22 protein-coding genes are annotated in these 20,942 nt (G+C 46.5%); 17 read left to right on the forward strand and 5 right to left on the reverse strand.

The window, feature by feature from the left end; translation table 11 throughout:
- The first annotated feature begins 292 nt into the window (after positions 1 to 292).
- The 4 genes from mnmE to FHQ30_RS08375 all read left to right on the forward strand — a co-directional run bounded on the left by mnmE (position 293) and on the right by FHQ30_RS08375 (position 3,947).
- Positions 293 to 1,654 carry a tRNA uridine-5-carboxymethylaminomethyl(34) synthesis GTPase MnmE gene (mnmE, locus tag FHQ30_RS08360; RefSeq protein WP_139611599.1) on the forward strand — a complete coding sequence of 454 codons (1,362 nt, stop codon included), beginning with the start codon at positions 293 to 295 and terminating at the stop codon, positions 1,652 to 1,654.
- Positions 1,655 to 1,687: 33 nt separating this feature from the next.
- A complete protein-coding gene (locus FHQ30_RS08365) occupies positions 1,688 to 2,173 on the forward strand; it encodes a GNAT family N-acetyltransferase (RefSeq protein WP_139611600.1) in 486 nt (161 codons plus the stop codon).
- Positions 2,174 to 2,274: 101 nt separating this feature from the next.
- A complete protein-coding gene (locus FHQ30_RS08370; protein WP_139611602.1) occupies positions 2,275 to 3,225 on the forward strand; it encodes a bile acid:sodium symporter family protein in 951 nt (316 codons plus the stop codon).
- Positions 3,222 to 3,947: a YwiC-like family protein gene (locus tag FHQ30_RS08375; RefSeq protein WP_139611603.1), complete on the forward strand. Its 726-nt coding sequence runs from the start codon at positions 3,222 to 3,224 to the stop codon at positions 3,945 to 3,947. The genes FHQ30_RS08370 and FHQ30_RS08375 overlap by 4 nt, the downstream gene beginning before the upstream one ends.
- 37 nt (positions 3,948 to 3,984) lie before the next feature.
- Here the strand turns inward: FHQ30_RS08375 and hcr are convergent, their stop codons facing one another.
- From hcr to FHQ30_RS08390, 3 genes are all read right to left on the reverse strand, one after another.
- Complete coding sequence (gene hcr, locus FHQ30_RS08380) at positions 3,985 to 5,007, reverse strand: NADH oxidoreductase (protein WP_139611604.1); 1,023 nt, start codon at positions 5,005 to 5,007, stop codon at positions 3,985 to 3,987.
- Positions 5,008 to 5,084: 77 nt separating this feature from the next.
- Positions 5,085 to 6,740 (reverse strand): hydroxylamine reductase, encoded by a 1,656-nt coding sequence (hcp, locus tag FHQ30_RS08385; RefSeq protein ID WP_139611605.1) that lies wholly within the window; start codon positions 6,738 to 6,740, stop codon positions 5,085 to 5,087.
- A 466-nt stretch (positions 6,741 to 7,206) separates the two neighbouring features.
- Positions 7,207 to 8,016: an outer membrane protein assembly factor BamD gene (locus FHQ30_RS08390; protein WP_139611606.1), complete on the reverse strand. Its 810-nt coding sequence runs from the start codon at positions 8,014 to 8,016 to the stop codon at positions 7,207 to 7,209.
- A gap of 183 nt (positions 8,017 to 8,199) precedes the next feature.
- Here FHQ30_RS08390 and rluD point away from each other — a divergent pair, with 183 nt between their 5' ends.
- From rluD to FHQ30_RS08430, 8 genes are all read left to right on the forward strand, one after another.
- Positions 8,200 to 9,177, forward strand: a complete 978-nt coding sequence (gene rluD / locus FHQ30_RS08395) for a 23S rRNA pseudouridine(1911/1915/1917) synthase RluD (RefSeq protein ID WP_139611607.1) — start codon at positions 8,200 to 8,202, stop codon at positions 9,175 to 9,177.
- The gene (pgeF, locus tag FHQ30_RS08400; RefSeq protein ID WP_139611608.1) at positions 9,177 to 9,920 is read left to right on the forward strand and encodes a peptidoglycan editing factor PgeF; all 744 of its coding nucleotides are present in this window, start codon (positions 9,177 to 9,179) and stop codon (positions 9,918 to 9,920) included. Before rluD ends, pgeF begins: the two co-directional genes overlap by 1 nt.
- 98 nt (positions 9,921 to 10,018) lie before the next feature.
- On the forward strand, positions 10,019 to 10,681 hold the full coding sequence (locus FHQ30_RS08405) for a Bax inhibitor-1 family protein (RefSeq protein WP_139611609.1): 663 nt from the start codon (positions 10,019 to 10,021) through the stop codon (positions 10,679 to 10,681).
- A 324-nt stretch (positions 10,682 to 11,005) separates the two neighbouring features.
- Complete coding sequence (locus FHQ30_RS08410) at positions 11,006 to 11,332, forward strand: TusE/DsrC/DsvC family sulfur relay protein (RefSeq protein ID WP_139611610.1); 327 nt, start codon at positions 11,006 to 11,008, stop codon at positions 11,330 to 11,332.
- Between the two features lie 170 nt (positions 11,333 to 11,502).
- Positions 11,503 to 12,348 carry a metal ABC transporter substrate-binding protein gene (locus tag FHQ30_RS08415; protein ID WP_326480852.1) on the forward strand — a complete coding sequence of 282 codons (846 nt, stop codon included), beginning with the start codon at positions 11,503 to 11,505 and terminating at the stop codon, positions 12,346 to 12,348.
- Positions 12,349 to 13,314, forward strand: a complete 966-nt coding sequence (locus FHQ30_RS08420) for an ATP-binding cassette domain-containing protein (protein WP_139611612.1) — start codon at positions 12,349 to 12,351, stop codon at positions 13,312 to 13,314.
- Between the two features lie 3 nt (positions 13,315 to 13,317).
- Positions 13,318 to 14,199 carry a metal ABC transporter permease gene (locus FHQ30_RS08425; protein WP_139611613.1) on the forward strand — a complete coding sequence of 294 codons (882 nt, stop codon included), beginning with the start codon at positions 13,318 to 13,320 and terminating at the stop codon, positions 14,197 to 14,199.
- 4 nt (positions 14,200 to 14,203) lie between these two features.
- The gene (locus tag FHQ30_RS08430; protein ID WP_326480853.1) at positions 14,204 to 15,064 is read left to right on the forward strand and encodes a metal ABC transporter permease; all 861 of its coding nucleotides are present in this window, start codon (positions 14,204 to 14,206) and stop codon (positions 15,062 to 15,064) included.
- On the opposite strand, the gene FHQ30_RS08435 is transcribed toward FHQ30_RS08430, so the two are convergent.
- A complete protein-coding gene (locus FHQ30_RS08435; protein ID WP_139611620.1) occupies positions 15,057 to 15,326 on the reverse strand; it encodes an acylphosphatase in 270 nt (89 codons plus the stop codon). The genes FHQ30_RS08430 and FHQ30_RS08435 overlap by 8 nt on opposite strands.
- Before the next feature lie 152 nt (positions 15,327 to 15,478).
- Between FHQ30_RS08435 and FHQ30_RS08440 the strand changes: the two genes are divergently transcribed.
- From FHQ30_RS08440 to yccS, 4 genes are all read left to right on the forward strand, one after another.
- Positions 15,479 to 16,135 carry a curli polymerization inhibitor CsgI-related protein gene (locus FHQ30_RS08440; RefSeq protein WP_132964324.1) on the forward strand — a complete coding sequence of 219 codons (657 nt, stop codon included), beginning with the start codon at positions 15,479 to 15,481 and terminating at the stop codon, positions 16,133 to 16,135.
- Positions 16,136 to 16,259: 124 nt separating this feature from the next.
- Entirely contained in the window at positions 16,260 to 16,718 is a 459-nt protein-coding gene (locus FHQ30_RS08445; protein ID WP_139608162.1) for a methylglyoxal synthase, read from the forward strand.
- A gap of 7 nt (positions 16,719 to 16,725) precedes the next feature.
- Positions 16,726 to 17,178, forward strand: a complete 453-nt coding sequence (locus tag FHQ30_RS08450) for a YccF domain-containing protein (protein WP_132964320.1) — start codon at positions 16,726 to 16,728, stop codon at positions 17,176 to 17,178.
- A 26-nt stretch (positions 17,179 to 17,204) separates the two neighbouring features.
- Positions 17,205 to 19,370: a YccS family putative transporter gene (yccS, locus tag FHQ30_RS08455; protein WP_139611615.1), complete on the forward strand. Its 2,166-nt coding sequence runs from the start codon at positions 17,205 to 17,207 to the stop codon at positions 19,368 to 19,370.
- A 15-nt stretch (positions 19,371 to 19,385) separates the two neighbouring features.
- On the opposite strand, the gene FHQ30_RS08460 is transcribed toward yccS, so the two are convergent.
- Positions 19,386 to 19,949 (reverse strand): TorD/DmsD family molecular chaperone, encoded by a 564-nt coding sequence (locus FHQ30_RS08460; protein ID WP_139611616.1) that lies wholly within the window; start codon positions 19,947 to 19,949, stop codon positions 19,386 to 19,388.
- A gap of 81 nt (positions 19,950 to 20,030) precedes the next feature.
- Here FHQ30_RS08460 and nfo point away from each other — a divergent pair, with 81 nt between their 5' ends.
- The gene (gene nfo, locus FHQ30_RS08465) at positions 20,031 to 20,873 is read left to right on the forward strand and encodes a deoxyribonuclease IV (RefSeq protein WP_139611618.1); all 843 of its coding nucleotides are present in this window, start codon (positions 20,031 to 20,033) and stop codon (positions 20,871 to 20,873) included.
- Positions 20,874 to 20,942 lie beyond the last annotated feature (69 nt).

Genomic DNA, 20,942 nt, shown 5'->3' on the forward strand with positions numbered 1-20,942 from the left:
GCCTAAGTTCTGTTCGGTTGATAAGTTTGAAAATCCGTTATATTGCCGGATTTTAGACTGCTGACAAAGGTGAAAACACACAATATTTATGGCGGATTAACTATCCGCCCGTTTGCGAAGTGCGGCATAAGCATTTAATCAATAAAGAAAAAATACAAAATTCGGTGCGGGCGGATAGTTAATCCGCCCCTGCTTTTACAATATTAATCGTGTATTTTAACCTTTGTCAGCAGTCTAAAACCGCACTTTAAGTTAAAGTGCGGTTTGTTCTATTCTGTAGCAAGGAATATTTATGAATAAAGAGACCATTGTCGCCCAAGCCACGGCACCCGGCCGGGGCGGAATCGGGATTTTGCGTATCTCGGGGCCAAGTGCGGTTGCCGTTGCCGAAGCAGTGTTGGGCAAATGCCCGAAACCGCGCGTTGCCGACTACCTGCCGTTTAAAGACAGCGACGGCACGGTCTTGGATCAAGGCATTGCGCTGTATTTTAAAGCGCCGCATTCGTTTACCGGTGAAGACGTGCTGGAGCTGCAAGGACACGGCGGACAAGTGGTGTTGGACTTACTGCTAAAACGAATTTTGCAGCTGGACGGCATTCGCATCGCCCGTCCCGGCGAATTTTCCGAACAGGCATTTTTAAACGATAAACTGGATCTGGCACAGGCGGAAGCGATTGCCGATTTGATTGATGCCAGTTCGGAACAGGCGGCACGCTCGGCATTGAAATCACTGCAAGGGGAATTTTCCAACAAAGTCAATCAATTGGTGGATGCCGTGATTTATCTGCGGACTTATGTGGAAGCCTCGATTGATTTTCCCGATGAAGAGATCGATTTTCTGGCGGACGGTATTATTGAAAAACGCTTGAATGACATTATTCAGCAGCTGGCCAAAGTGCAGTCCGAGGCAAAACAGGGATCGCTATTGCGAGAAGGTATGAAAGTGGTGATTGCCGGACGTCCGAATGCCGGTAAATCCAGCTTGCTGAATGCCCTTGCCGGGCGCGAAGCAGCGATTGTCACCGATATTGCCGGCACAACCCGTGATGTATTGCGTGAACATATCCATATCGATGGTATGCCGCTGCATATTATCGACACCGCCGGTTTGCGTGAAGCGACCGATGAAGTGGAGCGCATTGGCATCAATCGTGCTTGGGCAGAGATCGAACAGGCGGATCATGTGCTGTTGATGATCGACAGCACCACCACGCAGGAGTTGAATCCACATAAAATCTGGGCGGAATTTATCGAGCGTTTACCGACGTCGATGCCGATCACGGTGATCCGTAATAAAGCCGACTTGAGCCGCGAAACGGAAGGAATTGAGCAGCACGACGGCTACACCACTATCCGCTTGTCAGCCAAAACTAAGTGCGGTATTGAGTTGCTACGTGATCACCTGAAGCAGTCGATGGGTTACCAAACGGTAACCGAAGGCGGTTTTCTTGCCCGCCGTCGCCACTTGGAAGCGTTGCAAGTCGCCAGCGAACATTTGCAAAGCGGACATATCCAACTGACCCAATTTCATGCAGGCGAACTGCTGGCAGAAGAGCTGCGTATGGTGCAAGACGCATTAAGCGAAATCACCGGGCAATTCACGTCCGATGATTTGTTAAGCAATATTTTCAGCTCGTTTTGTATCGGTAAATAAACATCAACAGATTCTAACTCGGAGGAAGACCCTGTGCTGACATTTAGACAGGCTACAATAGCAGATACTGATCGTTGTTTTGAAATTGAATCAACTGCTTATGCCTCAGATGAAGCGGCGAGTCGTGAAAAGATCGCACTGCGGATAGCACAATATCCAGATGGTTTTCTGTTAATGGAAACGGGGAATCGGATTATTGGTTTTATCAATAGTGGGTGTGCCGAAAACGTGGTGATGTCCGATGAACAATTTAAACAACTAATTGGACATGACCCTGCCGCACCGAATGTGGTGATTATGTCGGTGGTGGTCGACCCGCATTATCAGGGGTGTGGCTATTCCGTACGCTTAATGCAGCAGTTTATCGAGCTGATGCGGCGCCGACAAAAACAGGCGATTTATCTGATGTGCAAAGCGGAGTATATCCGTTTTTATGAAAAATTCGGTTATCGCTATCTCAAACCGTCAGCATTCAAACACGGCGGTATATCATGGTATGAAATGATGCTGGCGCTTTAGCCGAGCATAAAAGCATTTGCAGAAAATGCCCCTTAGTGAGAATTGAAATCACCTAAAAGTTTTGTTATGGTCAATCCTTTACCATTGCAAGAGATTTTTCCATGCAGACCTTACTCAAGATTAACCATTTTGTCAGCAAAACCTTTGCGCTTTGGGTTTTACTGTTTGCCTTTTTAGCCTTTCAATTTCCGGCTTATTTTTCGCCTTTTGTCAGTTATATTCCGTATTTGCTCGGCATCGTGATGTTTGGCATGGGTATCACGTTGACGTTCAATGATTTCGGCGAAGTGTTTAAACATCCGAAATCGGTATTGATCGGTGTAGTCAGCCAGTTTGTGATTATGCCGGCGATTGCTTTCGGTTTGGCAAAAGGCTTTGCTTTGCCGACAGATTTGGCGATTGGCGTGATTTTGGTCGGCTCGTGTCCGGGCGGCACTTCATCCAATGTGATGACCTATTTAGCACGTGGCAATACCGCACTTTCAGTGGCTTGCACGACCATTTCAACCTTGCTGGCACCGATTTTAACCCCTGCGGTTTTCTATATTTTGGCAAGTCAGTGGCTGGATATCAATGCCGCTGCCATGTTTGTCTCGGTGTTAAAAATGGTGCTGTTCCCGATTTTCTTGGGTTTGGTGGTGCGTGCGTTGTTCAAAAAACAAATGGCGCAGCTGAGCCAAAGTATGCCGCTGCTTTCAGTGGTGGCGATTGTGTTGATTCTGTCGGCCGTGGTGGCGGTCAGTAAAGATAAAATCGTTGAATCAGGCTTGATTATTTTCGGTATCGTGGTGCTGCATAACGGTTTGGGCTACTTGATCGGTTTTTTCACTGCCAAATTATTCAATCTGAGTACTTATGACAGCAAAGCGATTTCGATTGAAGTCGGCATGCAAAATTCCGGCTTAGGGGCGGCATTAGCAAATGCGCACTTTAATCCGCTGGCAGCGGTGCCAAGTGCGGTATTCAGCTTTTGGCACAATGTTTCCGGCCCGATTTTGGCGACATTTTTTGCTTCGTTAAAACAGAAAAAAACAAATTCCGGCGCAAAATGAAACTGTTGATTTCCAACCAACACGGTGCGATTGTGATGGCATTGCTGCCGTTTTTATACGGCATGTTGTCATCACCGATGATTGTTTGGCAGCACGCTTTTTTATTGCTGGCGTGGGCTTGTCTGTATCTGTTCACCTATCCGTTTTTTAATCTGTTCAAAGGACGGAATTTGACGCAAAACCGCACTTGGGCAATCAGCTACGGGCTGACCGCACTTTTATTTTCTCTTCCGGCATTGTGGCATAACTGGCAACTGCTGTATTTTTTATTGGCGATGCTGCCGTTCGGATTGTTGAATATCTATTATGTGAAGCAAAAAAACGAGCGTGCGCTGGGCAATGATTTAGCGGCGATTGCGATTTTCGCTATTGCTGGCATGGCGGCGTATTACTTTGCCGACCACACTTTTGATCGCCAAATTATGTTGGTTTTGCTCTATCCCAGCCTATTTTTTGTCGGCACCACGCTGTATGTGAAAAGCATTCTGCGTGAGCGCAAAGATCCGCGCTATTTACAAGCCTCGATGATTTTTCATCTATTATGCGTGTTAGCGATAGGCTATTTTGACCTGCGAACCGCACTTTGCTTTGTGCCGGCTTTGCTCAGAGCGATAATTATACCGTTGTGGCTGATGCCGCGTAAACGGCTCAATCCGAAGCAAATCGGGCTGATTGAAATGGGAATTTCGCTGTTGTTTTTGCTTGGGTTGTTAATAAAATAAGTGCGGCTTGTACCGCACTTTGGTTGCTTGCAAAGGATTAAATCATCGGCTCGACCTGCATATTGCCTTTGATTTGGCAGCTGCACGCCAGCACATAGCCCTGTTCGATTTCTTGCGCTGTCAGCGGGCCGGTGGTGCTGGTTTCGTATTCGCCTTGCAGCACTTTGGTTTTGCACGAACCGCAGATGCCGGTGCGGCAGGCGGCAATCACCGGAATATTATTTTCTTCCAGTGCACTTAGCAATGAAATGCCGAACGGTACGGAAACGGTTTGTTCGCCGATGATGCCGTAAACCGTCAAGCCGACTTGCTTACTGTTGTCGGTCATACACACTTCGGTCGAGGAGTGGAACTGTTCAAGGAAAAACCGCTCTTTCGGTACGCCTAGCTGCTCGGTGATGTCACGAATATGCTGCATATAGCTTTCCGGGCCGCAGGTTAACACGGTGCAGTCGGCAATATGCGGCACCAGTTCTTGCAGCATTTGTTGCGAAATCCGTCCGGCATAAAAGCCTTCGCTGGCGCCTTGCGAGGAGTTCATGTATAACCTCAAGTGCGGATATTGCGCCTTCAGTTGTTGCCATTCACGTTTGAAAATCACGTCTTTCGGCGAATGCACGCTGTAGAACACGGTTAAATTGGCTTGCGGACGGTTGACGCATAACCAACGCACCATCGACATAATCGGTGTGATGCCGCAACCACCGGCAACCAACAGATAATTGTCGCTGACGATTTTGGAACAGGTGAAATCGCCCTTAGGATCAGACAGCCACAGCGTATCGCCGACCTTGACATCTCGGGTCAGCCAGGTTGAGCCAACTCCGTTTTCAATCCGGCGCACGGTTAAGGTGACATAACGGCTTAAACCGGGCGTAGAGGAGAGGGTGTAGGCACGGGCAATATCTGGGGTATTTTTAATACTGACCAGCGCATATTGCCCCGGTTCGTAGGGATAAAAATCTTGTGCGATCAGTTCGAGGGTATAAACATCGTCGGTTTCTTGCACGATGTTGTTGACCATCATTTCATTGATACAGAAAGCATTTGGGTTTGACATAGTTGAAAATCCTAAACAAAACAAAGTGCGGTCACCAGATAAGAGCAGACCGCACTTGGTATGACATCATGCAATCATTAGCGTGCTAACGCTTGTTGCATGTCTTGTTGTGGGGTGGTCAAGCCGCGCAGACCGAATTTTTCGTTCAGAATGGCTAACAAGTTATCATTTAAGAATGCCGGTGCGGTCGGGCCGGTGTAGATATCTTTCACACCCAATGCCAACAAGGTCAGCAAAATCACAATCGCTTTTTGCTCGAACCAAGACAACACCAAGGTCAACGGCAGATCGTTAACGCCACAGCCCAGTTTTTCCGCCAGGTTGACCGCCAACATGATGGCGGAGTAAGCATCGTTACATTGACCGACATCCAACAAGCGTGGCAAACCGCCTTCCAATGTGCCGAATTCCAGTTTGTTGAAGCGATATTTACCGCAACCCAGGGTCAATACTACGCAATCTTCCGGTACGTTACGCGCAAATTCGGTGTAGTAGCTGCGTTCGCCCACGCTGCCGTCGCAACCGCCGACCAAGAACACATGGCGTAATTTTTTCTCGGCAACCAAGTTAATTACCGCATCAGACGCATCCAGCAGGGTTTGGCGACCGAAACCGACGGTGATGTTGTGTTCGATTTCGCTGTACGGGAAGCCCGCCATTTGTTGCGCTTGTTCGATCACTTGGCTGAAATCGCGATCATCCAAGTGTTTCACGCCCGGCCAGCCGACGATGCTGCGGGTGTAGATGCGATCGGCATAGTTGCCGACATTCGGATCGATGATACAGTTGGAAGTCATGATCACCGGCCCCGGGAATTTGGCAAATTCCCGTTGTTGGTTCTGCCAGCCGCCGCCGTAGTTGCCGACTAAATGGCTGTATTTTTTCAGTTCCGGATAACCGTGCGCCGGCAGCATTTCGCCGTGGGTATACACGTTAATTCCTGTGCCTTCGGTTTGTTCCAATAGCGCTTTCAGATCTTTCAAATCATGGCCGGAAATCAGGATACATTTGCCGGCAATCGGTTTAACATTCACCGTTGAAGGGCTAGGATTGCCGAAGGCGGCGGTTTCGCCTTTGTCCAATAAGCCCATCACGCCAAAATTCATCATGCCGATGCCCAGTGAGTTTTTTAATAAGGTATCGATATCGGTTGGATTGGTGCCCAGCCAAGACATGTATTGGTGGAATTCCAGATAAATCTGGTTATCGAATTGGCCTAAAACATGGGCGTGTTCCATATAGGCCGCTGCACCTTTCAAACCGTAAAGACAGAGCATTCTCAAGCCGTGTACTTCTTCGCTGATATCGTTGATGTCTTTATTTAAGGCAAAATCTTCCGCTTGTGCGGTCAGGGCGGCAATCTCACTGCCGTTCAATTTCAAATGTGCCAACGGGTGATCGCTGTCGGTGCTTGGATTGACCGCACGGCAGCGTTGGATCAGTTGATCGCAATAGGCTTGCGCTTGTTGGGCATATTCCACAATGCGTTTGGAGTCAAAATTGACGTTGGTCAAGGTGGAGAAAAAAGCCTGAGCGGTGAACGCATCGATCTGATTGTCGATAATCGCCAATTCGCGTGCTTTAATCGCCCAAGTAGACAGGCTGTATAACGCCGCTATTAATAAATCTTGCAAATCGGAGGTTTCAGCTGTTTTGCCACACATCCCTTGCGAGTAGCTGCAGCCGTTACCGACAGGGGTTTTCATGGTTTGTTCGCATTGAATACAGTACATAATTCAAATTCCTTTTTATAGATTGTGTTGATCGTATCGAGTGAGTTGAGTAATAAGTAAAATAGCTGTTAATTCGTTTTAACAGTCGTATCATAAAAGGATCTTATTTATAAAAGAAGTATTTGTGATGCTTATTTAAGGTTTTCTTGATTTAGATCGTGTTTTGCTTTTCACAACAAACACTCAAAATCGGTTTGAGATCAAAATGTGCATAAAAAAGTGCCAAAAGCTGCGTATATCAACAAAACATGCACAAGAAATCGCAAAAACGTATGCACGTTATCAGAACGTGCACAAGAAACCGCGAAAACCTGTGCACGTTCTGTTAGAATAACAATAAAGGAAATATTCATCGCAATACTGCACAGAAATATTTAAATGATTTGGTTGAACTTGATTTATTGCATAAACAAAAAACACCTTAACATCGAACAACGTTAAGGTGTTTTTTTATTAAATCGAGCGGTTACTGGGCGGTTGGCGACAGCACATTGGGAACGACTAAATTCACATCACCTTCAGGCACCGGGATTTCAGCGAAGGTTTTGTTTTCGCCTTGTTTGATTAATTCGGCGATTTTAGCAGCAGGTTCGTTGAGTTTCATCGCCTGATAGGATTTTTCCAATAATGGCAGCGCCTCATGGGTCGCTTGTGTATCAGGATAGGTATCCAACAAGCCTAGTACACGGTTTACCGTGGCAACATAAGCATGACGTTTGAAATAAAATTCGGCCACTTGTTGTTCGTGGCGAGCCAGTGCATTACGTAGATAGTTGGCGCGTACGGCGGCATCGGCAGCATATTGGCTGTTCGGGAAATGTTGTTGCAACGTTTCAAAGTTGTGCAGCGCATTGGTTAAGGTTAGCGGATCACGCGAGGCACGGTCGGTGCCGAATGCCTTTTGTAAGAAGTGATCGCCCAACTCAGTATTGATCAATCCTGCCAGATACAACACGAAATCTAAATGTTGGCTGTTGCTGTGCAAGCGCAAAAAACGTTCAGCGTTTGCCAGTGCCAAGGTGTATTCAGAATCTTTATAGTTGGCGTAAATTAATCCCAATTGTGCTTGTTCGGCATAGGCACCAAACGGATAACGGCTGTCTACGGCATCCAGATAACGAATGGCTTCTGCATAGTTTTCATCTAAAAGATACGTATTGGCTTTGCTATAAAGTTCTTCCACCGACGCAGTTTCGACTTCTTTTTTATCGGAGGAGCAGGCGGCAACGCTTAAGGCGGTCAGCAACAGTAAGGCAAGCGATTTTAATTTATACATAAATAACAATCCTAAAGAGGTTTTTGCAAAAAGTGCGGTCGGCTGGCAACACGCGTCAACGAATGTTTGGTTACTTCACGGTAAACTTCAGTTACAATGAACGTTATTATCTTGTTACGCCTTGTATTTTAACCATCCTTGGCAAATAAGCAAACTAGAATTCAGTGGATTTTATTTTTATTTATGACGAAACAATTACAATTAACGGCACAAATTCAGTTACATCAACTCGGTCAGCGTTTGGATCAAGCCTTGGCGGAATGCTTTCCCGACTATTCTCGTTCACGGATTAAAACGTGGATTGAGCAGGATTTGGTGCAGGTGAACGGTGCGGTAGTGAATAAACCGCGTGAAAAAGTATATGGCGATGAAGTGATTTTGATTGAAGTGGAAATCGAAGAGGAAAACCGTTTCGTTGCTCAGCCGATCGCACTGAATATTGTGTATGAAGACGATGATATTTTGGTGATCAACAAGCCGAAAGATTTTGTGGTACATCCGGGGGCTGGCAATCCGGATGGCACGGTGTTGAATGCGCTGTTGCATCATTATCCACAAATTGCGGAAGTGCCGCGTGCCGGCATTGTGCACCGATTGGACAAAGACACCACCGGCTTGATGGTGGTGGCGAAAACCATTCCGGCGCAAACCCGTTTGGTGTATGCGTTGCAAAAACGCCGGATTACCCGTGAATATGAGGCGGTGGCATACGGCATTATGACTAAAGGCGGTACGGTGGATCAGCCGATGTCACGCCATCCGACCAAACGTACCCATATGGCGGTGCATCCGATGGGTAAATCGGCGGTGACCCATTATCGGATAATGGAGCGTTTTCGCAATTACACCCGTTTGCGGTTACGCTTGGAAACCGGGCGCACTCACCAGATTCGGGTGCATATGGCGCATATTGCCCATCCGTTGCTGGGCGATCAAGCGTACGGTGGGCGCCCACGTCCGCCGAAAGGGGCGAGCGAGGAATTTTTAACGGTATTGCGTCATTTCCAACGTCAAGCCCTGCATGCGGTGATGTTGCGTTTAGAACACCCGATTAGCGGCGAAGTGATGGAATGGCATGCGCCATTGCCGGAGGATTTTGTGGAACTGGTGAATGTGCTGAAAGCGGATTATGAACTGCACAAAGATGAGTTGGATTATTGATGGAATTTCTTAAACCAAACTGGAATTTAGCGAATAATGTTCACGCACTCTCTACTTTTCGCAACGGTGGTGTGAGTGTTGCGCCCTATGCCAGTTTCAATTTGGGCGCACATGTCGGTGACAGCCCAAGTGCGGTCGAAGCAAACCGCACTTTGTTGCTTGAAAAAGCACAACTGCCGCAACTGCCGTTGTATTTAAATCAAACCCACAGCACCACCGTATTACGTTTACCGACCACGGCAACCGCAATTGAGGCTGATGCGGTGTATACCGATCAAGCAGGGCAGGTTTGTTTGGTGATGACAGCCGATTGTTTGCCGGTGCTGTTTGCGACAGCGGACGGCAATGAAGTGGCAGCGGCACATGCCGGTTGGCGCGGCTTGTGTGATGGCATTTTAGAAAACACCGTGGCACAGTTTCATGCCAAGCCGTCGCAAATCGTGGCGTGGCTGGCACCGGCGATCAGTCAATCGGCATTTCAAGTCGGTGGCGAAGTGCGGTCGGCATTTATCCAACATGATCCACAAGCGGCATTGGCATTCCAACCGGATTTGACGACGCCTGACAAATATTTTGCCGATCTGTATTTATTGGCACGTCAGCGCTTGAAAAAATGTGGAATTCACCTTATTTATGGTGGAGAATGTTGTACGTTCAGCCAAAAAGAGCGGTTTTTTTCCTATCGACGCGACGGTGTGACCGGACGGATGGTAAGCTTGATTTGGTTTGAGGAAAACAACTGAATTTAGATTTGACTTTTTTTGCTATAGCCCTTATGGTTAGGGTGTTTTAACAATTTATTTACCACTATTTTGCTCTGTATTCTTAAGGGAGAAACGCAATGCAACAACGTCTTGTGACCGATGTACGTCGTTCCGAACAATCGGTATTGGCAACCAACAAAGTGTTACGCAACACCTACTTTTTATTAGCGCTCACTGTCACTTTTTCTGCGGTGGTGGCTTATATTTCCATGACAATGAACTTGCCGTATCCGGGGTTGATTGTGTTACTGGTCGGCTTTTACGGTTTGCTGTTTTTGACCCATAAATTGGCGGATAGCCCACTGGGTATTCTTTCTGCTTTCGCCTTCACCGGCTTTTTAGGTTATACCATCGGACCGATCCTAAATATGTATGTTGGTGCAGGGATGGGCGATGTGGTTGTGCTGGCATTAGGCGGCACGGCAGCGGTGTTCTTCGCCTGTTCGGCTTATGTGTTGACCACCAAAAAAGATATGTCGTTCCTGAGTGGCATGATGTTTGCACTATTTATCGTGCTGGTTGTCGGTGTCATTGCCAATATCTTCCTGCAAATTCCAGGATTGCATTTAGCCATCAGTGCCTTATTCGTGGTGTTTTCAACCGGAGCGATTTTGTATGAAACCAGCAATATCGTACACGGCGGCGAAACCAACTATATCCGCGCCACCATCGGCATTTATGTCTCGTTGTATAACTTGTTTATCAGCCTGCTGAGTTTGATTGGCGCTTCGCGTGATTAATCATTAATTTAAAAAATTGAGGCGGATATATAATCCGCCACAGATTATTGACAAAGATATTTGATGAGGCAAAGTAGGGGCGGATTGCATCCGCCCGTTTGCGAAGTGCGGCATAAATACTTAATTAATAAAGGAAAAATGTAAAGTGCGGTTCGGGCGGATATATAATCTGCGCCTACTTTTACAATATTAATCGTGTATTTTACCCTTTGTCAGCAATCTAAGGCGGATGATATATCCGCCTGTTTTCAAAGATCTAGACAATTAGATTGATTTGTTTCTTATGCCCCTGAATAGGGGCATAATTGTATCCGGAGAAAATGAATGGATATTTACGACGAACAGATTAAACGGGATAAAGACGGCTATTTGCTTGACAGTGCACAGTGGAGTCCCGCAGTTGCGCAGTGGCTGGCGCAAAAGGAGCAAATCGAGCTGAGTGAGGCACACTGGGAAGTAATTCATTTTGTGCGCGCGTTTTACCAAGAGTATAAAACTTCGCCAGCGATCCGCATGTTGGTCAAGGCAATGGCAGATAAACTGGGAGCAGACAAAGGCAACAGTCGGTATTTGCAGCGTTTATTTCCGGAAGGGCCGGCAAAACAGGCAACTAAGTTAGCAGGGTTGCCGAAGCCGGCAAAATGTTTGTAGTGTTAAATGGCAAAATTGTGTAAACATCTTAAATGCAAATGATTCTCATAAATAAAGTTGATATAGTTTAGGGCAGGCAAAATAGTTTGCCTAAAAACGTTTATCAAACAGGGAGAAATAAAATGAAAATAGCATTAAAAAGTTTAGTTTCCGCACTAGTGTTCGGTGGGATGATAAGCTTTTCCGCCGTGGCGGCTGAAAAACCGTTTAAAGTGCTGACCACCTTTACCGTGATTCAAGATATTGCACAAAATGTGGCAGGTGATGCAGCGATAGTGGAGTCAGTGACCAAACCCGGTGCCGAAATTCATGATTATCAAGTGACACCGAAAGATGTGATCAAAGCACAAGAGGCCGATTTGCTGCTATGGAACGGCATGAATCTGGAGCGTTGGTTTGAGCGCTTTTTTGAAAATATGCAGGACAAACCAGCGGTATTGGTGACGGAAGGGATTGAACCGATTGCGATCAGCGAAGGGGCTTATCAGGGCGCACCGAATCCGCACGCTTGGATGTCGCCGAACAATGCGTTGCTGTATGTGGAAAATATCCGCAAAGCATTGGTAAAACATGATCCGAAAAATACTGAGGTGTATAATCGAAATGCCGCCGCTTATGCTGAAAAAATCAAAGCCTTAGATGCGCCGCTGCGAGAGAAAATGGCACAAATTCCGGCAGAAAAGCGCTGGTTGGTCACCTCAGAAGGGGCGTTCAGCTATTTGGCGAAGGATTATGCTTTTAAAGAACTGTATCTATGGCCGATCAATGCTGATCAGCAGGGCTCGCCACAGCAAGTGAAAAGGGTGATTGACCAGGTACGAGCCAATAAAATCCCGGTTGTTTTCAGTGAAAGCACGGTGTCCGACCGCCCAAGTAAGCAGGTAGCGAAAGAAACCGGTGCAAAATACGGTGGCGTGTTGTATGTTGATTCGTTGTCACAAGCCGATGGTGCTGTGCCAACTTATCTGGATTTATTGCAAGTCACTGTTTCAACTATTGTTAAAGGATTCGAATAAATGATAACCCCGCAAAGTACCTGTCATGCTGAACTGTCGCCGTTGTTAGAGGTGAAGGAGGTTGGAGTTCGTTATAATAACGGGCATACCGCACTTTATGATGTCTCTTTTGCGTTATATGGCGGTACGACTTGTGCTTTGGTCGGGGTGAACGGCAGCGGTAAATCAACTCTGTTTAAAAGTTTGATGGGATTGGTGAAACCGCTGCAAGGTACAATTACCCTTCATGGATTGCCGGTCAAGAAAGCCCTAAAGCAGAATCTGGTGGCTTATGTGCCACAGGCGGAAGAGGTGGACTGGCAGTTTCCGATCTCGGTGTATGATGTAGTGATGACAGGTCGTTATGGCTATATGAATTTTTTGCGGATTGCATCGCCGCAAGACAAGCAGAAAGTTGAGCAGGCGATGGCGCGGGTGGATATCACCCACTTAAAAGATCGCCAAATCGGTGAACTGTCCGGCGGACAGAAAAAACGGGTGTTTTTGGCACGAGCGTTGGCGCAAGAAAGCCGTATTATTTTGCTTGACGAACCTTTTACCGGGGTGGACGTCAAAACCGAAAATGCGATTGTGGCATTATTGGGGCAACTGCGTAGTGAAGGGCATTTGATTTTAGTTTCTACCCACAATTTAGGCAGTGTACCGCACTTTTGCGATCAGGTGGTGATGATCAATCGTACTGTGATTGCCGCCGGTACGACTGAAACCACATTCACGCAAAAGAATTTGAAATTGGCATTTGGCGGTGTATTGCGCTATTTGACGTTAGATGGCGAAGAGCTGCATGATGACCAAGACAACCGCACTTTAACGGTGTTGACGGATGATGAACGCCCGGTGATTTTCTATGGCGAAAAAGGCTCGGAATTGCCACCGACCGCACCGCAGGCGCAACTACAATCGCAAGAACAAACCCAAGAGCAAAGCCAAGATCAAATATCAATTCAAAATAAAGCGGAACACTAAGCTATGTGGCAACTGTTACTCGAACCTTTTGCTTACGAATACATGACCAAAGCGATTGTGATCAGCGCCTTGGTTGGTGGGGTTTGTGCGTTTTTATCCGCCTATTTAATGTTGAAAGGCTGGTCGCTGATCGGCGATGCCCTGTCGCATGCGGTCGTGCCCGGCGTGGCGATTGCCTATGCGTTGGCATTGCCGTATGCCATCGGGGCATTTATTTCCGGATTGCTGGCAGCACTGGCGATTTTATGGGTCAAGTCAATCACCAAACTACGCGAAGATGCGATCATCGGCTTTATATTTACCACATTTTTTGCGCTTGGGCTGTTTATTATTTCGTTGAATCCGACATCAGTGGACGTGCAATCGATTATTTTAGGTAACGTGCTGGGCATTGATGATGGCGATATGCTGCAAGTCGGGATTATTATTGCGGTTTGCGTGGTGTTTTTGCTGATTTTTTGGAAAGATCTGTTGTTGGTGTTTTTTGATGAAAGCCATGCGGTATCAGTTGGTATTTCGCCGATTCGCTTAAAAGTACTATTTTTTACCTTGCTGAGCGCCTGTGTCGTGGCAGCGTTGCAAACCGTGGGGGCGATTTTGGTGATTGCGATGGTGATTACTCCGGGCGCAACTGCCTATTTGCTCACAGATCGTTTCGGACGACTGGTGGTGATTGCCATCACCTTAGGTATCAGCACAAGTGCGGTCGGCGCATATTTAAGCTATTTTCTCGATGGTGCGACCGGCGGTGTGATTGTGTTTTTACAAACATTGCTGTTTTTAGCCGCATTCTTGTTTTCACCAAAATATGGGTTGTTGACGCAGAAATATCAGCAGCAAAAGCAGCGTCGTCAAAAAGTAGCACAAGGAAAGCCATATGCTTGAAGCGATTTTTAACTGGTTTTATGAACCGTTTACGTTTGCTTTTATGCAGCAGGCGTTGTACACCGCACTTTTGGTATCGATTGTTTGTGCTTTACTCTCCTGCTATTTGGTATTAAAAGGTTGGTCGTTGATGGGTGATGCGATTTCCCATGCGGTACTACCGGGGATTGTCTTGGCGTATATTTTGGGCTTACCGCTGGCCATTGGGGCATTTGTGGCGGGTATTTTCTGTGCCTTATCAACCGGGTATCTGAAAGAAAACAGTCGCTTAAAAGAAGATACCGTAATGGGAATCGTCTTTTCCGGCATGTTTGCTTTCGGGCTGATTTTATTTGTGAAAGTGGAAACCGATCAACATTTGAACCATATTTTATTTGGCAATCTGTTGGGCGTGACGGCTCAGGAGTTTCGTACCACATTATGGATTTCGCTGATCAGTTTTTGTATCGTGTTTTTCAAGCGCAAAGATTTTTTGCTGTATTGTTTTGACCCGATACAAGCAAAAGTGGTGGGGGTTTCAGTCAGAACCTTACATTATCTATTGCTGATGTTACTGGCGCTGACCATCATCAGCGCAATGCAGGTGGTCGGGGTGATTTTGGTGGTGGCACTGTTGATTGCGCCGGGAATCACCGCATTTTGTTTGAGCAAACGTTTTCAAACCATGCTGTGGATTGCGATCGGCGTGTCGATTTTCTCCACTTTGTTCGGGGTGATCCTCAGCTACCATTTAGATTCAGCCACCGGCCCGACCATTGTGCTAATGCAATCCGGCTGTTTTATTGCGGCACTGCTGCTCGGAGCGTGGCGCAATCGACGGCAGAAAATCAGTGCGGCTGCTGAGCTTAAACAATCGATCAGCTGATGGCAAAGCTATCGAAGCGTTTGTCGCCCTGGTATGCCTCGACCAACACTTTCTCAACCCGTGCCGAGCGTGGCCCTTGCTGCAACCAATCATAAAGTGCGGTCACTTGGTTCTCATCGCCGCTCGCAATCACCAGAACACTGCCATCGGACAGATTGCGTACCGTGCCGTTTAAGCCCAATTCTATGGCTTTGCGCCAAGTAAAATAACGAAAGCCGACCCCTTGCACAACGCCATAAACATTAAATTGCCGTTGAATAATCATACTTGCCTCTCGAATTTGGATAAAAATCGTAACTGACTATTTTATTTTATAATGTTTTCGCTTAGGATAGGCAAAACTATTTGGTTTTTGTGAGGCATCCGGCATTTGCTGCGATGTTGACTGATTTTTCTGATGATTGAGGAAGTAAAATGAAATTAACTCGTTTAGTGATTGGTGCGGCTGCGGTGTTGACCGGTTTAAGTGCGGTAGCGGCTGAAATTAGTACTTCGTCTAACCTGACACTGTTGGCTATTGACGGACAAAAAGCCAGTGGCGGTTTATTAAAGCAAAATAAAAATGTCACAGTCTCCGATAATGAGGTTCATCAAGTGGTGGTACAGGTCAGCGAAATTATCCGCTCCGGCTCTGACCGTCGTTTATTTGAATCTTCTCCTATTGTCGTTAAATTTAATGCCGGTAGCGGTAATATTATGATCAATGCGGACAGCATCGGCGATGAAAACGGTGCAGAGAAGTTTGCTAAAAATCCGGTGATCAAAGTCAGCAGTAACGGTCAGACAATCGACAGCCAGCAAGAAGCTCTTGCTCAAGAAGGTTTCTTCCCGGGTAGAAATTTAGCCGATGATTTGTCTGCCTATAACAGCAGTGGTGCAAAAGCTGCTGTTGCCGGATTTGCTACCGCCAGCATGCCGGTTGCGATGGGCATGGCAAATGTGGGGAAAGCACAAAAAGGCAAAGTGACGGTACAAGGTGAAAATGTGGCGGAGCAACAGTTGCAATACTGGTTCCAACAAGCGGACAAAGAAACACAGCAACGCTTCTTGAATTGGGCGAAAAAACAATAATCCCATTAGTTGAGAAGATAAAAAAGTGAGCTTAGCTCGCTTTTTTACTTTCGTGTTTTATTGTTAAAAGTAGCGCCTTAAGTTTTTGCTAAAAGTTTCGTTTTGGAACTAGGGAGAAAAACCTATGCAAACTATTCCCCGCCATTTGCCACAAAACAAAAATGTTGCGTTGGTTGCGCATGACCACTGCAAACAAACGTTGGTTGAGTGGTGTATTAAAAACCGCACTTTGTTGGCACAACATAAATTATATGGCACCGGCACCACCGGTAACTTAATCGAGCAAAAGAGCGGTTTGCAGGTCAACAGCTTGCTGAGCGGCCCGATGGGCGGCGATCAACAGCTTGGCGCGATGATTGCCGAAGGGCGAATCGATCTGTTGATTTTCTTTTGGGATCCCATGAATGCCGTGCCACACGATCCGGACGTGAAAGCGTTGCTGCGTATTTCAACGGTGTGGAATATTCCCGTTGCGATGAATCCGGCAACCGCCGATTTTTTGATTAGCTCACCGCACTTTAATCAAGAGATAGCCATTGATATTCCGGACTATGCCGATTATTTAGCCCAGCGATTGAAATAGGCTCGCCATGAATTTAGCCCTGAATATTTTTAATTTTGTGTTTTTCGGTTTTGCCACGGTTATCGGTTGGTTGTTTGCTACCATTGTCAGCGTATTGTTGATTGTCACCTTGCCCTACAGCCGCAGTTGCTGGGAAATCACCAAAATGTCATTAGCGCCGTTCGGTAATGAAATTGTGCATATCAAATATTTGCAACCGACCAGTGCGATCGGCAACGGTATCGGCAGTGTGCTGAATATTGTATGGTTCGTGTGTTTCGGCTGGTGGCTGTGTTTGCTGCATATTGTCACCGGCATTAGCCAATGTTTGACCATTATCGGTATTCCAAGCGGGATTGCGCATTTTAAACTGGCGGGGATAGCGCTGTTTCCGGTCGGGCAGCGAGTCGTACCGAGTGATGTGGCGCAAGCCGCAAAAGCAGAGCAGATTCGCCGCCAATTTGAAAATCGCAGTGAATAAATGACCGCAGCGATAATGAGTCCAACGTGAACAAAATTCATTGGCTGAACAGTCATCTTATTGCGGTTATTCCGGTATTTATTGCGGTTAATTTGGCGGCGATGTTGGTCTATAGCCTCAATATTTCTGCCGTAGCGATGCCGTTTGTGCTGGGCATCATTGCAGCAGGGTTAGTCGATTTGGATCACGGCTTAAGCGGCAAAATCAAAAATATCCTCATCACAATTGTAGCGTTTACCATTTCGGCGTTTGGTGCACAGATTTCGTTAAATAATCCACTGTATTTTGCCCTGATGATGACACTGTTCACTTTTGTGTTCACGATGATGGGTGCGCTCGGACAGCGTTACAGCACCATTGCTTTCGGCACGTTGATTGTGGCGCTGTATACCTCATTAACCTATCTGCCGCAAACCCAGTGGTACATCAATCCGGTGATGATTGTGTGCGGTACGTTGTTGTACAGCGTCTCTTCGGTGCTGACGTATCTGTTTTTTCCGCGCTATAAAGTTGATGAATATTTGGCGAATGCCTATTTGGCACTGGCGGATTATCTGGACGGCAAGTCTAAGTTTTTTGACCCCGACGAAGCGGAAAGTGCGGAGCAGCTGCAACTGGAACTTTCCGGCTTGAACAGTCGAGTGATTGACGCATTTAATCTGTGCCGTCAATCACTGTTTTATCGTCTGGGCGGACAGCACCGCCACTCGAAAACCAGCCGGTTGATTCGCTATTACTACGCCGCGCAAGACATTCACGAGCGAGCCAGCTCTTCACATTTTGATTATCGCAAACTGGTAAAAAAGCTGCAAAACAGCGATTTAATTTTTCGTATTCAACGTTTGCTAGAACTGCAAGCCGACGATTGCCGTGATATTGCACAGGCCATCTTACAGCGTAAAGCTTATCAGCCGAAACAACGTTTACAACGTGCAGCAGCAGGGATTGACGCCTCTTTCAGTTATTTCATCGAACATTCGCCTAACAGTTCACAGCTTGAAAATTTAAGAACCGTAATCGGCAATTTAAAAAGTATTTTATGGCAGCTGCTGTTTTTAGGCAAAGAAAGCAACGAAATTCAAGATTCGTTCAGCCGCATTATCACCACTAATCGCATTCGCGGTTTGCGTGAAATCGCTGCCGCCATCCACAGCCATTTAACCTTGCAATCGCCGCTTTTCCGCCATGCAGTACGATTGTCGTTAGTGGTGTTGGGATGTTGTATAATTGCCAACGCTTTAGCTTTGGAACGTGGTTATTGGGTGTTATTGACTGCGATTTTTGTGTGTCAGCCAAACTATTCAGCAACCAAAAAACGCCTGCGCGAACGGATTTTGGGCACCTTGGTCGGTGTGTTTCTCGGCTCGTTATTACCCTATTTTATGGCAACGTTAGAGGCTAAATTGGGACTGTTGGTGATCACCAGTACGCTGTTTTTCTATTTCAAAAATAAAAATTACAGTTTCTCGACCTGTTTTATCACGATTCAGGTGCTGATCTGTTTTGATATCAGTGGCTTCGATATTTATGGTGCGATGTGGCCGCGAGTGATAGACACCCTCATCGGGGCAGCATTGGCGTGGTGGGCTGTATCCTATTTATGGCCCGATTGGAAATACATGAAAATTGGCAAGATTATTCACCGCAGCATTCAAAATAACGCCCGCTATCTGCTGTATATTATGGCGCAGTTGCAATTTGGTGAAAAAAATCATGTCAATTATCGGATTGTGCGTTTGGCAGCACATGAAAGTGCGGCAGAGCTGAACACGTTGATCGGCAATATGAACAGCGAACCACAAAAGTACCAACGTTATCTGAGCAATGGATTTCAGTTGCTCAAACAGAATTATTGTCTGCTGGGTTATATTTCTGCATTAGGGGCGTTTCGCCATTCGATGGGCAAACATGGCGATGATAAATATTTTTTGACCGCACTTTATCCGGCAGCCAGGGAATTTATTGCGATTTTACAACAGCTGGATCACCTGCCACAGGCGCAATTCGACCAGAAAATGATGAACATCTCCGAGCGCTTGGGCGCTGAGACTGACGAACACTTCAGCAGCCCTAGCCAATTGCAGCAAGATCGGGTGTTGCGCCAACAACTCAATATGATGACGCAACTGTTGCCGGGGTTATATCAAACTGTGCATAAGCAGTTGAAATTAGAGCAGAGTATGCAAGATTAGCATTTTAATGGCGATTTAAGCGGATTGTTCCTCTTCCAATTCATCCGCCATTGCTGCCAGCGCATCGCGACATAGTTGTGCGGCAGCACGGTAGAAACCTTGATCGTGCGCTTCAACTTTACCCAAAAATTTGCCTATCACCGGCAGTAAAAACTGTTCAAACAGTGTTTGCTGTGCGCTGAGTGAATCTGCATGATCTTCCAACCAAGAAGCGGTCAGCAGCAAATGCGCCACATGATCAGCATTGGTTAGCTCAGGCATAGCGCGCAATTGGCGAAATTCAATAAATTGAGTAAGTTGATCGCTATATGCAGAAATCTTGCAGGAAACCGCACCATTTTCACCGAACAGTTGTTGGTATTCAGTCGCAAGCTGCGGCGGTGCAACCGCACTTTGCAGTTGTTGCAAGGCTTTTTCGCTTTGGCTATCGGTGTCTAACGCCCAAAGTGCGGTCAGGCTGCCTTGTTGCAGCCAGTTGAAAATGGGCGCGAGCACTTCGTCTTGTGGTGCTCGGTAAAACAGGTTGCCAAACAGGCGGCAAAGCATGGAAAAATCGTTAAGCGGGGTATTTGTCGTCATAAATTGTACCAATAGCTTTATACAGAGTTAAATTTCAGTACAATGCTACCACAAAAGCAGTCGGAAATAAGGAAACAAGCGATGAAATATATTGGTGCACATGTCAGTGCCAGCGGTGGAGTAGAAAATGCAGTGAGTAATGCACTGGCAATTGGGGCGAACGCATTTGCATTATTTACCAAAAATCAGCGTCAGTGGGTGGCGAAACCGTTGAGTGAAAGCAGCATTAAGCAGTTTAAAATGGCGCTGCAACAGGCAGCGATCAATCCAAAACATATTTTGCCACACGACAGCTATCTGATTAATCTAGGGCATCCTCAGCCCGAAGCGTTGCAAAAATCACGCACCGCTTTTATCGATGAAATGCAGCGTTGTGAGCAGTTGGGGTTGTCGCTGTTGAACTTTCACCCCGGTAGCCATTTGCGTCAAATTTCAGAGCAGGATTGCATTGCGATCATTGCTGAATCGATCAATATTGCCCAGCAACAAGTGCCGAATGTGGTGGCAGTGATTGAAAATACTGCGGGTCAAGGCTCGAATATCGGTTATCGTTTTGAACACTTGGCGGCGATTATCGAACAAGTGGCAGACAAAAGCCGAGTCGGGGTTTGCCTGGATACTTGTCATACTTTTTCTGCCGGATACGATATTTCCACACTGGCAGGTTGTGAGCAGGTATTTAATGAATTTGCTGACATTGTCGGTTTTCATTATTTGAAAGGCATGCACCTTAACGGCTCGAAAACCGCACTTGGCAGTCGAGTTGACCGCCATGATTGTCTGCGCGGTGGTACAATCGGCACTGCAGTTTTTGAATATATTATGCAGCACCCTGAATTTGATGATATGCCACTGATTTTGGAAACGATTGAACCGGAAAATTGGGCAGATGAAATTCGTTGGTTACGCAGTTTGGCAGCGTGATATTGAATAATAGGGTCTGTTGATCTTTGTTTATAATTTGAGCTATAGACTCTTTTTCGCCACTCTTTT

The organism is Testudinibacter sp. 'clade 2', assembly GCF_006227735.1.
Classification (GTDB): Bacteria; Pseudomonadota; Gammaproteobacteria; order Enterobacterales; family Pasteurellaceae; genus Chelonobacter.